Below are 13,339 nucleotides of genomic sequence, written 5' to 3' on the forward strand. Positions count from 1 at the left end.
GGCATGAAGCCGCGCTGCCATTGATGTACCGCAGGCAGCTTTCGTTCCCGCGTCATGTATCGGACTGATTCAAGGAAGAATGTGGTGATAGTCGAATATCGGTCTACTCCGCGTTGGTCACACATTTTATGAGGGATACACCATGGATAATCAAAAGTCTACCGAGGGTAAAGGCATCGACGCCAACAAGGCCGGTTCGAGCATTGGCAAGAGCCAGGATTCCAGCCTGAACAAGGGCACCACCGCTTCGTCGGGCAGCCAGCAGAGCGCATCGTCGAACCTGAGCAGCACCAGCCCGTCGCCATCGTCGTCGAGCCTGCAAAGCGCTTCGTCGAGCGGCAATATGGGCAGCACCGGCTCGTCGTCCGGCTCGTCGATCGGTTCGCAGTCGTCCTCGTCGTCGAACCTGAACTCGGCCGCAGGCAACAGCGGTTCGCTGGGCAATAACGGCCTGGGCGCATCGTCGTCGAGCCAGTCGGCATCGTCGACCCCGTCGTCGGCTGCGTCGTCGGACTCGTCCAACGGCGATCAATCGACCGTCGGCGGCATCAAGGCCGCGATCTCGTCGATCTCGCCAGACAAAGTGCACGCAGGCATCGACAAGGCAGCGCAAGCCGCCCAGCCGATGGTGGACAACCTGGCTTCGCGCGCGCACGCCGGCGTCGACAAGGTCTCCGGCATGCTGAGCTCGGCTCAAGAAAAACTGGGCGGCGGTTCGGCCCAGCTGAGCGAAAAGTGCTCGGACCTGTCGGCCCAGGGCAAGGAATACGTCAAGAACAATCCGGGCAGCGCACTGCTGGCCGCGGTGGGCGTGGGCTTCATCCTGGCCAAGCTGCTGGGTGGTTCGAGCGACCGTCACGAATATCGTAACTACCGCGATTACCGCGACTGATACGGTCCCGGTCTGGCGCGCCGCGAGGCGCGCCTGCCGATAGCCCGGCCGGCATTCGCTGGCCGGGCTTTTTTCGTCCCGGCTTCTTTCACCCGCGATTTAACGCTTTCTTAACGCCTGACTAACATCTCGATGACGGCATGCAACCTAGCATGCATAGCATGACCATCGAGAAACTTCACCTGCCCGAAAGTATCAGTGGCGTATCGACGACGTCACCGCTTCCTGCCACCGGATCGGCGCGCCTCACCGGCTGGGCCGGCCCTTTCGCCCCGCTGGTTGATCTCCTGCTCATCGGCCTGCTCATTCTTTCCGGATTCCGCCTCGCACTGATTGCCTGGCAATGGCCGCGCGTGGCGGCGACCGGCATCGTGCCCGAGATCCTGCTGCAGGGCGTGCGCGCCGACCTGATCCTGCTCGGCTACTTCATCGCGGTTCCGTTGCTGCTGGCGCCCCTGCTGGCGCATGCCCGCAGCGCCGGCTTGTGGCGCAGGGCCAGCGTGGCCTGGACCGGGCTCGCGCTCATCTTTATCGTGTTCATGGAAGTGGCCTCGCCACAATTTATCATGCAATACGATGCGCGGCCGAACCGCCTGTTCATCGAATACCTGGCTTATCCGCAAGAAGTGTTTTCGACACTGTGGCATGGCTTTCGCACCGCTTTGCTGCTGGGCTTTGCGCTGACCATCGTGCTCGGCATCGCCCTGGTGCGCCTGCTGAAGAGAACCGCGGCCGGCATGACGCTGTGGCCGAGCCGCAAGCTGCTGCTGGTCTGGCCCATCCTGTGCCTGCTGGTTCTGGTGCAGATCCGCTCCACCACCGGCCATCGTCCGGCGAACCCGGCCATGTTCGCGCTGACCGGCGATGCAATGGTCAACTCCCTCGTCATCAACTCGGCCTGGTCGGTGCTCGATGCCATCCGCTCGATGGGCAACGAGGCGAAGTCCTCGGAAATCTATGGCGACTTCCCGCGCGAGCGGGTGTTTGCCGAGGTCAAGGCGGCGCCGTGGCTGCGCGACCACCGTTTCCCGAATCCCGAGCTGCCGACCATGCATTACCAGCAGGCGGCGATCGCGCGCAGCAAACCGCTCAATCTCGTGATCGTGCTGCAGGAGAGCATGGGCGCCACCTTCGTCAAGTCGCTGGGCGGCCTGCCGGTGACGCCGGAACTCGAAAAACTCAAGGACGAGGGCTGGTGGTTCGAGCAGCTGTACGCCACCGGCACCCGCTCGGTGCGCGGCATCGAGGCGGTGGTGGCCGGCTATGCGCCGACACCGGCGCGCAGCACGGTGAAACTGTCCCTGTCGCAGAATAATTTTTATACACTGGCCGACGGGCTGGGCCGCCAGGGCTACCACACCGAATTCGTCTACGGCGGCGAGGCGCACTTCGACAATATGCGCAGTTTCTTTACCGGCAACGGCTTCCAGAACATCGTCGACATCGGCGACATGAAGCCGCAATTCGTCGGCAGCTGGGGCGCCTCGGACGAAGACCTGTTCGACAAGTCGCTCGAGCGCCTGAACAAGCTGCATGAAGGCGGCAAGCCGTTCTTCAGCCTGATCTTCACTTCATCGAACCACGAGCCGTTCGAATTCCCGGATGGCAAGATTGCATTGCATGACCCGGACAAGCAGACCGTCAACAACGCCGTCAAGTACGCCGACTACGCCCTTGGAAAATTCATCCGCGAAGCGAAGCGGCAAGCCTACTGGAAAGACACGGTATTCCTGATCGTGGCCGACCACGACAACCGTGTCTATGGCGATGCGCTGATGCCGATCAAGAAATTTCATATTCCCGGCCTGATCCTGGGCGCCGACATCGAAGCAAGACGCATCGGCGCCATCGCGAGCCAGGTCGACCTGGGCCCCACGCTGCTGTCGCTGCTGGGCGTGTCCAGCAACCACCCGATGATCGGGCGCGACTTCGTCAAGGATGCCACGACGCCGGGCCGCGCCCTGATCCAGTTCAACGATTACTTCGCCTACCTGGAAGGCGCCAATGCAACCGTGCTGCGTCCGGGTCAGCCGCCGCTGGCGGCGCGCTATGACGCGGCCAGTGGGCATTTCGATCCTGGCGCGGGCGCGCCAACCCGGGCCCGGGCGGACCAGGCGATGGCGCACGCGATGCTGCCCTCGCTGCTGTATCGCGAACAACGCTACCGGCCGCGCTGACGCCGTCTTACAATACCCGCATGCGCATCCTCATCGTCGAAGACAATCCCGACATCCTCGCCAACCTCTACGGTTTCCTGGAGCCCAAGGGCTACACGCTCGATTCGGCCCGCAACGGCTATGGCGGCCTGGCGCTGGCTTCCGAGAACACCTATGACGTTATCGTCCTCGACGTCATGCTGCCCGGCCTGAATGGCCTGGAGCTGTGCCAGAAGCTGCGTGCCGAACTGCTGTCGACTACGCCAGTGCTGATGCTGACCGCGCGCGACGCCCTGCACGACAAGGTGGCCGGCTTCGACAGCGGCGCCGACGACTACCTGGTCAAGCCGTTCTCGCTGGTCGAACTCGACGTGCGCCTGAAAGCCCTGGCGCGCCGTGCCGGCGGTCATCACGTGATCAGCCGCGAACTTCGCTTCGGCCCGCTGGTGTTCGATCCCGACCAGCAGGAGGCCGCGCGCGACGGCGTCAAGGTCGCCCTGACCAAGACCGGCTACGTGTTGCTGCGCTGCCTGATGGCGGCGGCCCCGCGCATCGTGCCGCGCGAGACGCTCGAGCAAGCCGTGTGGGGCGAGGACCGTCCCGAAAGCGATGCCTTGCGCACGCATATCCATGCGCTGCGGCAGGCGATCGACAAGCCGTTCGCCTTCCCCATGGTGCACACCATCGCCGGCGTGGGTTACAAGCTCGCCTTGCCAGATGCGCGAGGCTAGTTCGCTGAGCCGGCCGATCACCAGGGCCTTCATCCTGTTCGGCGTCGTGCTGTCGTTGTTCTTCGCGGTGCTGGCGGCGCTGGTGGTCGAGGGCATCGAGGTGCACCTGGTCGACGAACGCCTGGCCGAAGTCGAGAAATGGGCGCGTCCGCGCGCCGCCGCCGGGCTGCCCGCCGACCTGCCGGCCGGCCTGCGCTTCCACCGCGGCGACGACATTCCGCTGTCGCTGCGCGGCCTGCCGGCCGGCGTGTCCGAGGCCGAGATCGACGGCGTCGGCCTGCACGTGCTGGCGGGCAGCGACGAGGCGGGCCCCTACGTCGTGGTCGACCATGAAAGCGACTACGAGCAGATCGAGCTGCTGGTGTATTCGATGTTCGCCGCCTTCTTTGCCGGCTTCGTCATCCTGGCGCTGTTCCTGGGCCGCTTCGTGGGCATGCGGATCGTCACCCCGATCCGCGAACTGGCGGACGCGGTCGGCCGGGGTGCGCTGGCGCTGCCGCACACGGCGCGCGAGGACGAGCTGGGCATCCTGGCGCGCGCGCTGGACGCGCATACCAGCGAGCTGCGCGCCTTCCTCGACCGCGAGCGCTTCTTCACGGGCGATGTCAGCCACGAACTGCGCACGCCGCTGACGGTCATCATGGGCGCGGCCGAGATCCTGGTCGAGAACACCGACAACCCCGCGGTGCGGGCGCCGGCCCGGCGCATTTACCGCGCCGCCCAGGAAGCCACCGAGTGCGTCACCGTCTTGCTGCTGCTGGCGCGCACGCCCGAACTCGGCCTGTTTCCGCCGGTCTCGGTGGGCGACATCGCGCGCCTTGAGACCGAACGCTACCAGCCCATGGTGGCCGATAAACCGGTGGTCCTGCGCTGCACCGGCTCGGCTGTCATCGACGTGCGCGCGCCGGCCGAGCTGTGCGTGTCGGCGATCGCCAACCTGATCCGCAACGCCTGCCAGTACACCGAACAGGGTGAGGTGACGGTGGTGCTGGAACCCGGTCGCATCAGCGTGGAAGACACCGGCCCCGGCTTGCCGGACGCGGTGCGCCAGACGCTGGACCGGGATGCCGCCGCGATCCCGTCGAGCGGCTCGGCCGGAACCGGCCTGGGCCTGTCGCTGGTCAAGCGTATCTGCGAATACCTCGGCGCCACGCTGATCCATGAACAGCGCGCGGGCGGCGGCAGCCGCTTCACGATCGTGTTTCCAGGCGAGTTCACGCAATCCTGACGCGGGCCTGACGTTGGCATGAAGGGTCACTGCTTACTCTTCAAGTGCTGCGGTCCGTGTCGGACCGCGCTGCATGAGGGGAAAGCGTGGAGAGATTGTTCAGCAGGCGCATCCAGGCGCCGGTGCTGGTGCTGGCGGTGGCCTTGTTGCTGGCCAGCGTGGGCAACGTCAAATTCTGGTCGGTCCTGTGCAGTGCCGCGGGCGGCGCCTCGCTAGCCAGCGTGCCGCTGCTGGCGGGCTCGTTCCTGATCGTGGTCCTGTTCTTCAACGCCTGCCTGACGCTGGCCAGCTTTCGTCCCGTCGCCAAGCCGGTGCTGATCGTGCTGGTACTGGCCGCGTCGGCCACCGGCTACTTCATCGCGACCTATGGCATTGTCATCGACAAGGCCATGATCCAGAACGTGTTCGAGACCGACGCGCGCGAAGCCACGGAGCTGATCAGCTGGCAGATGGCGGGCAGGATCGGCCTCCTGGGCGTGCTGCCCGCTTGGGCGATCTGGCGCGCCCGGATCGCGTTCCCGCGCGGCGCGCAGGGGCTGCTCGAACGCGCCGGCATCGCCGGCGGCTCGCTGCTGGCGGCGCTCCTGCTGCTGGGCCTGCTTTACAAGAGCCTGGCGCCGGCGCTGCATGAACACCGCGAACTACGCTTTCTGCTCACACCGACCAACTTCATCCAGGCGACTCACAGCTACCTGCGCGCGCGCTGGGCCGCGCCCATCGTGGTCGCGCCGCTCGGGCGCGACGCCGTCAAGGGCGCCGCATGGAAGGGCGCGCAGCGCCGCACGCTGACCGTGATCGTGGTGGGCGAAACGGCGCGCGCGGCGAATTTCTCGCTCAACGGCTACCCCCGCGACACCAATCCGCTACTGGCGCGGCAAGGCGGCTTGATCAACTTCTCTCGCGTGAGCTCCTGCGGCACCGCGACCGCGGTGTCGGTGCCGTGCGTGTTCTCGGCCTTCGGCCGCGAGCACTACAGCCAGTCAAAGGCCGAGCGCCAGGAAGGCCTGCTCGACGTGCTCGCGCACGCCGGCTTCGACGTCGTCTGGCGCGATAATAATTCGGGCTGCAAGGGCGTGTGCGACCGCGTGCGCTACGAGGACCTGTCGCGGCCGAAGCCGGGTAGCCGATGCGAAGGCGACGAATGCCATGACGAAGTCCTGCTCGACGGCTTGCCCGAACTGCTGCGCCGCGGCGGCAAGGACATGGTAGTGGTGCTGCACCAGAAGGGCAGTCATGGTCCGGCCTATGCCAGCCGCTATCCGCGCGCCTTCGGCCGCTTTGGTCCGGTATGCACCAGTAACCAGTTCGAGACCTGTACGCGTGAATCGATCCGCGCCGCATACGACAACACCATCCTGTACACCGATTACTTTCTGAGCACGACCATCGACCGCCTGCGCGCGTTGGCCCAGGGCGAGGACGTCGATACGGCGATGCTGTACTTCTCGGATCACGGCGAATCGCTGGGCGAGAACAACGTCTATCTGCATGGTACGCCCTATATGTTCGCGCCGCGCGAGCAGACCGAGGTGCCGATGATGCTGTGGATGTCGGACGGCTTCAGCGAGCGCTTTCGCATCGACCGCCGCTGCCTGGGCCAGCGCCGCAACGAACCGCTCTCGCACGACAATGTGTTCCACTCCGTGCTCGGCATGCTCGGCGTGAATACGGCGGTGCTCAATCCGCGGCTCGATATCTTCCATGCCTGCGTGCGCGGAGCTTGAGATGGGCGCCGCCACCATGGTGACTGCGCTGCTGCCGGCGCGGGCGATCCGGCGCATGGCCGCGGCGCTGGCAGTCGCCGCGCCGGTGATCCTCTGGATCGGTCGCTGCACCGACGCCGACCTGGCGCTGGCCGATGCAGTATTCGATGCAGCCAGCGGCGTCTTCCCCTGGCGCCACGCCTGGCTGGCCGAAACCTTCAGCCACGTCATTCTCAAATGGCTGCTGATGCTTCTCGCGCTGGGCTTCATCGCCTGCGCAATGACCGACCTGGCCTGGCCGCGCGCCGGCATGCGCGCTGGCGCGCGCCAACGGCTGCGCATCGTCGCGCTGTCGGCGCTGCTGGTGCCGCTGGCGATCAGCGTGCTCAAACACTTCAGCACTTCGCATTGTCCATGGGACTTGCTGCGCTATGGCGGCGACCAGCCCTATGTGCGGCTGTTTGAGGCCTTGCCAGCCGGCGCCGTCGCCGGCCAGTGCCTGCCTGCCGGGCATGCGTCGAGCGCCTTGTGGCTGCTGTCGCTGGCGGTGTACTGGCTGCCGGCGCGGCCGCGCATGGCAGGCGCCGTGGCTGCCCTCGCGCTCGCGACCGGCGCGGCGGTCGGCTATCTGCAGCAGCTGCGCGGCGCCCATTTCATGACCCATACCCTATGGTCGATCTGGATCGCCTGCGCCATCGTCCTGTTCCTGGTCGCTGTCCTGCGGACGGGGCCATCCCGCCGCAAGGCGCCATCCAACCCCTTGTCGGAATCCGTCCATGCCGCAACCGCAGATCAGTGAATTCAAGAGCAGACAGGGCCTCGGGCGGATATTGTCCGCGTCCCGCTATTCGGCCGAAGGCCTGAAGTTCGCCTGGCAATCGGAACAGGCGTTTCGCCAGGAGCTGCTGGTGGTCTTGCCTGCCATGCTGGTGGCGGCACTGCTGCCGCTGCCGGCCCTCGAGAGGCTGGCGCTGGTTGCTGTGCTGCTCCTGGTGCTGGTCGTCGAGTTGCTCAATTCCGCCATCGAGGCGGTAGTCGACCGCATCTCGCTCGAACGCCACCCCTTGTCCAAGAGCGCCAAGGACCTGGGCAGCGCGGCCGTCGCGCTGGCCGTCATGCTCGCTGCCCTGACCTGGGGTGTGCTCGTCCTGCCGCTGTTTTTCACTTGGCAGGACTGTGCTCATCGGCCTTTACGGGCGCCGGCGCCGGCTGGCGCCGCAGCCGCCGCCCGTGGCGCTTGAACCAGTGCTCCAGGTCGTCGATATAGGTATAGACGGCCGGCACCACCAGCAGGCTCAATAGCGTCGAGGTGATCAGGCCGCCGATCACGGCCACCGCCATCGGCGAGCGAAAGCTCGGGTCGCCCGAGAAGCCCAGGGCGAGGGGCAGCATGCCGGCGCCCATCGCGATGGTGGTCATCACGATCGGGCGGCTGCGCTTGTGGCAGGCGTCGACCAGGGCGTCGAAGCGCTCCATCCCGGCTTCGCGCGCCAGGATCGCGTAGTCGACCAGCAGGATCGAGTTCTTGGTCACGATCCCCATCAGCATGATCAGGCCGATCATGGTCGGCATCGACAGCGCATTGCTGGTGATTAAAAGAGCGACAAACGCGCCGCCGATCGACAGCGGCAGCGCCGCCAGGATCGTCACCGGCTGCATGAAGTCCGAGAACAGCAGCACCAGCACGCCATAGATGCACAGCACGCCGATCAGCATGGCCACGCCGAAGCTGTTGAACAGCGCCTGCATCTCCTGCGCGTCGCCCAGCTCGGCGATGGTCACCGACGACGGCAGCGACTGGAACACCGGCAGCGCGCGCGCCTCGGCATTGACTTCGCCCAGCGCGCGGCCGGACAGCTCGACGTCGAGCGTCACGTTGCGGCTGCGGTTCAGGCGGTCGATCTGGGCCGGACCGCTTTCCATCGTGATGTCGGCGACGGTGGACAGCAGCACCGGGCCGTTCGCACCGGGCACCGTCAGGCGCCCGATGGCGTCCAGGTCGGCGCGCACCGCGTCCGGCAGCTTGACCCGGATCGGCACCTGGCGCTCGTCCAGGTTCATCTTGGCCAGCGACTGTTCGTAGTCGCCGGCAGTGGCCACGCGTACCGTCTCGCCGATCGAGGCCGCCGTCACGCCCAGGTCGGCCGCGCGCGCGAAGTCGGGGCGCACGATGATCTCGGGCCGCACCAGCGAGGCGCTGGAACTGACGTTGCCGATGCCGGAGAGGGTGCGCAGCTCGCGCTCGGCCTGGCGCGCCGCAAGCGTGAGCGCCTGCGCGTCGTCGCTGCGCAGCACCAGCTGCATCTTGGTGCCGGCGTCCGGTATGCCGACCGTGAAGCGGGCGCCGGGGATGTCCACCAGCGCTTGCCGGATGTGGTTCTCGATCACGCCCAGCTTCACGTCGCGATCGCTGCGGTCGACGGTGGTGATGGTCAGGACGGCGCGCCGGGCCTCGGCCGCCGCGCCGGGCGAGAAGGCGTCGCCGCTGGAGCCGCCGCCGATCGAGCTGAACACGCTCTTGACGCCGGCCACCTTCATGACCCGCCGGCGCACCTGCTCGGCCACCGCATGGGTCTGGGCCAGGGTGGCGCCCGGCGGCAGCTCGACGTTGACCTGGCTCTGCGAGCGGTCGGCCGGGGGCATGAAGCCGGTCGGCAGCAGCGGCACCAGGGCCAGCGAACCCACGAAGAACACGGCTGCGCCGAGCATGGTCAGGCCGCGCCGGCGCAGGCACCACTGCATGACGGCCAGATAGCGGCGCATCAGCGGGCCGTCCTGCGGCGCATGTCCTTCCTTGCCGGCGTTCTTCGGCGCCTTCATCAGGTAGGCGCACATCATCGGCGTGAGCAGCCGCGCCACCAGCAGCGACGCCAGGATGGCCAGCACCGCGGTCCAGCCGAACTGCTTGAAGAATTTGCCGGGGATGCCGCCCATGAAGGCGGTCGGCAGGAACACGGCGACCAGGGCGAAGGTGGTGGCGATCACCGCCATCCCGATCTCGTCGGCCGCTTCCAGCGCCGCCTGCATCGGCGTCTTGCCCATGTGGAGGTGGCGCGAGATGTTCTCGATCTCGACGATGGCATCGTCCACCAGCACGCCGACCACCAGGGCCAGCGACAGCAAGGTGACCATGTTCAGCGTGTAGCCGAACAGATACTGGCCCAGGAAGGCCGGGATCACCGACAGCGGCAGGGCGGCGGCGGCGATCAGGGTCGCGCGCCAGTCGCGCAGGAACCACCACACGACCAGCACCGCCAGCAGCGCGCCTTCGTACAGCATGTGCATCGAGGCGTCGAAGTTCTCTTCGACCGAGTAGGAGTTGTCGATCACTTCCCTGATGACCAGCCTGGGATTTTCCTTGCCCAGCTGTTCCATTGCCGCGCGGGCGCCGGTGGCGACGTCGATCTCGCCGGCGCCGCGGGTGCGGAACACCTCGAAGGCGACCACCTTGCGGCCATCCTGCTCGGCCAGCGCGCGCTGCTCCTCGACCGTGTCGATCACCTTGGCCACCTGGTCGAGGCGCACGTGGCGGCCGTCCGGCAGCGGAATGTCCATCGCCGCCAGCTGCTGCGCAGTCTGCACGGTGGCCAGGGTGCGCACCGATTGCTCGACCCCGGCCACGTCGCCGCGTCCGCCCGGCGCTTCGCGCTGCACATTGCGCAGCTGGCGCGAAACGTCCAGCGCCGACACGCGCAGCGCGGCCATGCGCTGGTCGTCCAGTTCGACCCGCACTTCGCGCGTGACGCCGCCGACGCGCTTGACGGCGCCCAGTCCGGGCACGCTCAGCAGGCGCTTGGAGACGTCGTTGTCGACGAACCAGCTCAAGTCCTGGTCGTCCAGGCTCGAACCTTTCGCCGCCTCCACGGTGAAGGTCGAGACCACACGGCCGGCGGTGGCGGTCTTGGTCACCGTCGGGTCGCGCATCTCGGCCGGCATGTCGGCGCGCACGCGCGAGACCGCGTCGCGCACGTCGTTGACGGCATCGGCCGGATCGCGCTCGAGGATGAACTCGACCGTGATGGTGGCCACGCCGTCCAGCACGCGGGTATAGATGTTCTTGATGCCTTGCAGGGTGGCGATCGAGTCTTCCATCTTGCGCGCGACCTCGGTCTCGAGCTGGGCCGGGGCGGCGCCGTCGAGGGTCGCGGTGACGGTCACGATCGGCAGCTCGATGTCCGGGAAGTCCTGCACCTTGCTGGCATTGAAGGCCAGCAGCCCGGCCACGGTGAGCAGGGCGAACAGCATGATCGCCGGGATCGGGTTGCGGATCGAGAGGGCGGAAAAATTCATCGTCCTGTCCTCAGCGCGCGGCCGTGGCGCGGGTGGCCGCCGGCGGCGCCCGGAGCGCCGTACCGGCGATATTGCGCACCAGGTCGCCGTCGTTGAGGAAGCCGGCGCCCTGGACCACGATGGCCATGTCGGCATTCAGGCCGCTCACCACCTCGACCCGGTCGCCCAGGCGGCGGCCGAGGTTGACCTTCACCTGGCTCACCCGGCTGCCGGCATTCAGCCGGAACACGTAGCTGAAGCCGTCGCGCACGGCGACCGCCTGCTGCGGCACGGTCAGCGCGTTCGATGCGCCCAGCTCGAAGCGGCCGCTGGCAAACATGCCGGCCTTGAGCGGCATGTCGCTGGACAGGGATGGCGGCAGGTCGACATAGACCAGGGCGATGCGGGTCTGGGGATCGACCGACGGCGCGACGGTGCGCACCTTGCCGGCGATCTCCGCCCCGCTGGCGGCGCGCACCACGGCCCTGGCGCCGGGCTTGATGCGGCCCAGGTCTTGCGCCACGACTTCGGCGCGCCATTCGAGGCGGCCCTGGCGGATCATGCGGAACAATTCGGTGCCGACGCCGACCACGGCGCCGACGGTGGCGTTGCGCGCCGAGATGACGCCGCTGTCGGGCGCGACCACCTGCGTGTACTTCAGGCGCAACTGCTGCTGGGTGAGGGTGGCCTGGGTCGATTTCACGCGCGCCGCGGCGGTCATTTCGCCGGTAACGTATTGGGTGACCTGCTGCGCGCTCAGCGCGCCCGAGCTTTCCAGCGCGCGGGCGCGGTCGGCGTTCGCCTTCGCTTCGTCCCGGTTGGCCTGGGCTTCGAGCAGCGCGGCGCGCGCGCCTTCGATCTCGGCGCGCACCGTCTCGTCGGCGAAGACCGCCAGCACCTGCCCCTTCTTGACCACGTCGCCGACGTTCACCCGCACCTCGGCCAGGCGCAGGCCGTTCGATTCGCTGCCGATCACCGCTTCCTGCCAGGCGGCGATGCTGCCGTTGGCGGTGAGGTTGATCGGCAGGCTGGTGGTGGCGGGGCGGGCGGTGGTGACGCTCAGGGCGGGGCGTGGCGGCGCTTTTTGATCTTCCGCGGTGGCGCGGTTGGCCGTGGCCAGTGCGACGGTGGCGCACAGGGCGGCGGCGCCCAGGGCGATGACGAGCGTACGCGAAGCGCGAATGTTTATCATGGTCTCTATGTCTTTTGGCTATAGCAAAGAAGTGTAGCAAAAGCGATACGGCAGACAGGTGCGCACGCGCCGTGGCATGGCCGGCGCAGCTCGCCAGCCAGCGGGGTTTTTCAGGCCAAAGGATGGCCGAAGATGAGGGAAAGTGGCAGAAAAGGAATTGGCGCACCGCCGCAAACGCCCGGGCCGCCAGCCCCGTTTAGAGGGCTTCCTCTATTGAAACAACTACAGTACTTCTACCGTATTGCACTGCACAATAAAAAGGATTATATTGGAACTGTCTCCTCCAGTTTTCTCCGAAAATTGGATTCCCGCCCGCCAACCTTCAGGTTCGCGGGCGTTTTTTTGCTTGCGGAAGAGTTCAGGCGTCTTCGCCCTGGAAGGCGTTGGCGCGCCAGGTCAGCACCAGCGTGTCGCGGTAGCCGTGTGCGCCCAGCGGCTGGATCGGCGTCGACTCGTGGATCACGGCGGCGTCGTCCAGCAGCAGCAGGGTCCAGGGCTCGAGCATGGTGAAGCGCTGGCCGGCCGGGCCGTCGGCGTCGAACACGCGCGTCTCGCCGCCCTTGATGTCCTTGCGATTGATGAGTATCACGGCCACGAAGTTGACGCCGTCGCGGTGCGCGCCTTCGGGGGTCGGGCGGCCGATGCCGTCGGCGGTGTCGATGCGGAACTGGTGCGCTTCGACGAACCAGCGCTGCTGGCCCGCGACCTTGGAACAGACCCCGCCCAGCGCGCGCAGCAGCCGGCCCCAGGCCGGATTGGCGACGGTGGCGGCTTCCATCGGCGCGAACAGGCGGTGCATGCCGCCATGCAGCGCGTTGTATTCGACCGGCTGCCAGTGCGCGCGGTGCGGCGTCTGCTCGAGCTGGCCGGCGTCGTCGATGAAGCAGGAATGGCGGCGGCGGCGGTAGCGGCCGCCGTCCTTCAGGTATTCGTCCAGCTCGAGCCGGTCCCAGCTCGGCACGAGCGAGTCCAGCTCGTCGAGGCCGCAGCCGGCCAGGGCGGCCACGTCGGCAGGACGCAGCACGGCGTAACCGGTGCTGCGCAGGGCGTCGGTCAGCTGCGACGGCTCGAGATAGGGGAGTTGCGGTGTAGTCATCCCGTTAGCGTAGCACCTTTCGTCTTTACCGGTGACCGTCCCCGCCGAATGACAGATGCGCCGGATCGGGTG

General features: G+C 67.1%; 9 protein-coding genes and 1 pseudogene. 7 read left to right on the plus strand and 3 right to left on the minus strand.

What is annotated here, in order from left to right; translation table 11 throughout:
* Positions 1-142 precede the first annotated feature (142 nt).
* The 7 genes and pseudogenes from DIR46_RS18195 to DIR46_RS18225 all read left to right on the plus strand — a co-directional run.
* Positions 143-892, plus strand: coding sequence for an ElaB/YgaM/YqjD family protein (locus DIR46_RS18195; RefSeq protein ID WP_109346497.1), 750 nt, complete (start codon positions 143-145; stop codon positions 890-892).
* 152 nt (positions 893-1,044) lie between these two features.
* Entirely contained in the window at positions 1,045-3,069 is a 2,025-nt protein-coding gene (locus DIR46_RS18200; protein ID WP_229446298.1) for an LTA synthase family protein, read from the plus strand.
* A 20-nt stretch (positions 3,070-3,089) separates the two neighbouring features.
* On the plus strand, positions 3,090-3,779 hold the full coding sequence (locus tag DIR46_RS18205; RefSeq protein WP_109346499.1) for a response regulator transcription factor: 690 nt from the start codon (positions 3,090-3,092) through the stop codon (positions 3,777-3,779).
* Positions 3,766-5,007: a sensor histidine kinase gene (locus tag DIR46_RS18210; protein ID WP_109346500.1), complete on the plus strand. Its 1,242-nt coding sequence runs from the start codon at positions 3,766-3,768 to the stop codon at positions 5,005-5,007. The genes DIR46_RS18205 and DIR46_RS18210 overlap by 14 nt, the downstream gene beginning before the upstream one ends.
* A gap of 86 nt (positions 5,008-5,093) precedes the next feature.
* The gene (locus DIR46_RS18215) at positions 5,094-6,731 is read left to right on the plus strand and encodes a phosphoethanolamine transferase (RefSeq protein WP_109346501.1); all 1,638 of its coding nucleotides are present in this window, start codon (positions 5,094-5,096) and stop codon (positions 6,729-6,731) included.
* A 1-nt stretch (position 6,732) separates the two neighbouring features.
* Positions 6,733-7,509 (plus strand): phosphatase PAP2 family protein, encoded by a 777-nt coding sequence (locus tag DIR46_RS18220; RefSeq protein WP_109346502.1) that lies wholly within the window; start codon positions 6,733-6,735, stop codon positions 7,507-7,509.
* Positions 7,487-7,870: pseudogene (locus tag DIR46_RS18225) on the plus strand (diacylglycerol kinase); the annotation flags it as partial. The gene DIR46_RS18220 and the pseudogene DIR46_RS18225, both read left to right, overlap by 23 nt.
* A gap of 1 nt (position 7,871) precedes the next feature.
* Here the strand turns inward: DIR46_RS18225 and DIR46_RS18230 are convergent.
* The 3 genes from DIR46_RS18230 to DIR46_RS18240 form a co-directional block, all read right to left on the minus strand.
* The gene (locus DIR46_RS18230; RefSeq protein WP_109346503.1) at positions 7,872-11,000 is read right to left on the minus strand and encodes an efflux RND transporter permease subunit; all 3,129 of its coding nucleotides are present in this window, start codon (positions 10,998-11,000) and stop codon (positions 7,872-7,874) included.
* 10 nt (positions 11,001-11,010) lie between these two features.
* Positions 11,011-12,171 (minus strand): efflux RND transporter periplasmic adaptor subunit, encoded by a 1,161-nt coding sequence (locus tag DIR46_RS18235; protein WP_109346504.1) that lies wholly within the window; start codon positions 12,169-12,171, stop codon positions 11,011-11,013.
* 358 nt (positions 12,172-12,529) lie between these two features.
* Positions 12,530-13,267, minus strand: a complete 738-nt coding sequence (locus DIR46_RS18240; protein ID WP_109346505.1) for a 2OG-Fe dioxygenase family protein — start codon at positions 13,265-13,267, stop codon at positions 12,530-12,532.
* Between the last annotated feature and the right edge of the window lie 72 nt (positions 13,268-13,339).

The organism is Massilia oculi (assembly GCF_003143515.1).
Classification (GTDB): Bacteria; Pseudomonadota; Gammaproteobacteria; order Burkholderiales; family Burkholderiaceae_D; genus Telluria; species Telluria oculi.

Excerpts from the sequence above, each read along its gene's own strand:
- DIR46_RS18235 (WP_109346504.1), bottom strand. The coding sequence starts at position 12,171 with ATGATAAACATTCGCGCTTCGCGTACGCTCGTCATCGCCCTGGGCGCC.
- DIR46_RS18240 (WP_109346505.1), bottom strand. The coding sequence starts at position 13,267 with ATGACTACACCGCAACTCCCCTATCTCGAGCCGTCGCAGCTGACCGAC.
- DIR46_RS18230 (WP_109346503.1), bottom strand. The coding sequence starts at position 11,000 with ATGAATTTTTCCGCCCTCTCGATCCGCAACCCGATCCCGGCGATCATG.
- DIR46_RS18205 (WP_109346499.1), top strand. The coding sequence starts at position 3,090 with ATGCGCATCCTCATCGTCGAAGACAATCCCGACATCCTCGCCAACCTC.
- DIR46_RS18220 (WP_109346502.1), top strand. The coding sequence starts at position 6,733 with ATGGGCGCCGCCACCATGGTGACTGCGCTGCTGCCGGCGCGGGCGATC.
- DIR46_RS18200 (WP_229446298.1), top strand. The coding sequence starts at position 1,045 with ATGCATAGCATGACCATCGAGAAACTTCACCTGCCCGAAAGTATCAGT.
- DIR46_RS18195 (WP_109346497.1), top strand. The coding sequence starts at position 143 with ATGGATAATCAAAAGTCTACCGAGGGTAAAGGCATCGACGCCAACAAG.
- DIR46_RS18210 (WP_109346500.1), top strand. The coding sequence starts at position 3,766 with ATGCGCGAGGCTAGTTCGCTGAGCCGGCCGATCACCAGGGCCTTCATC.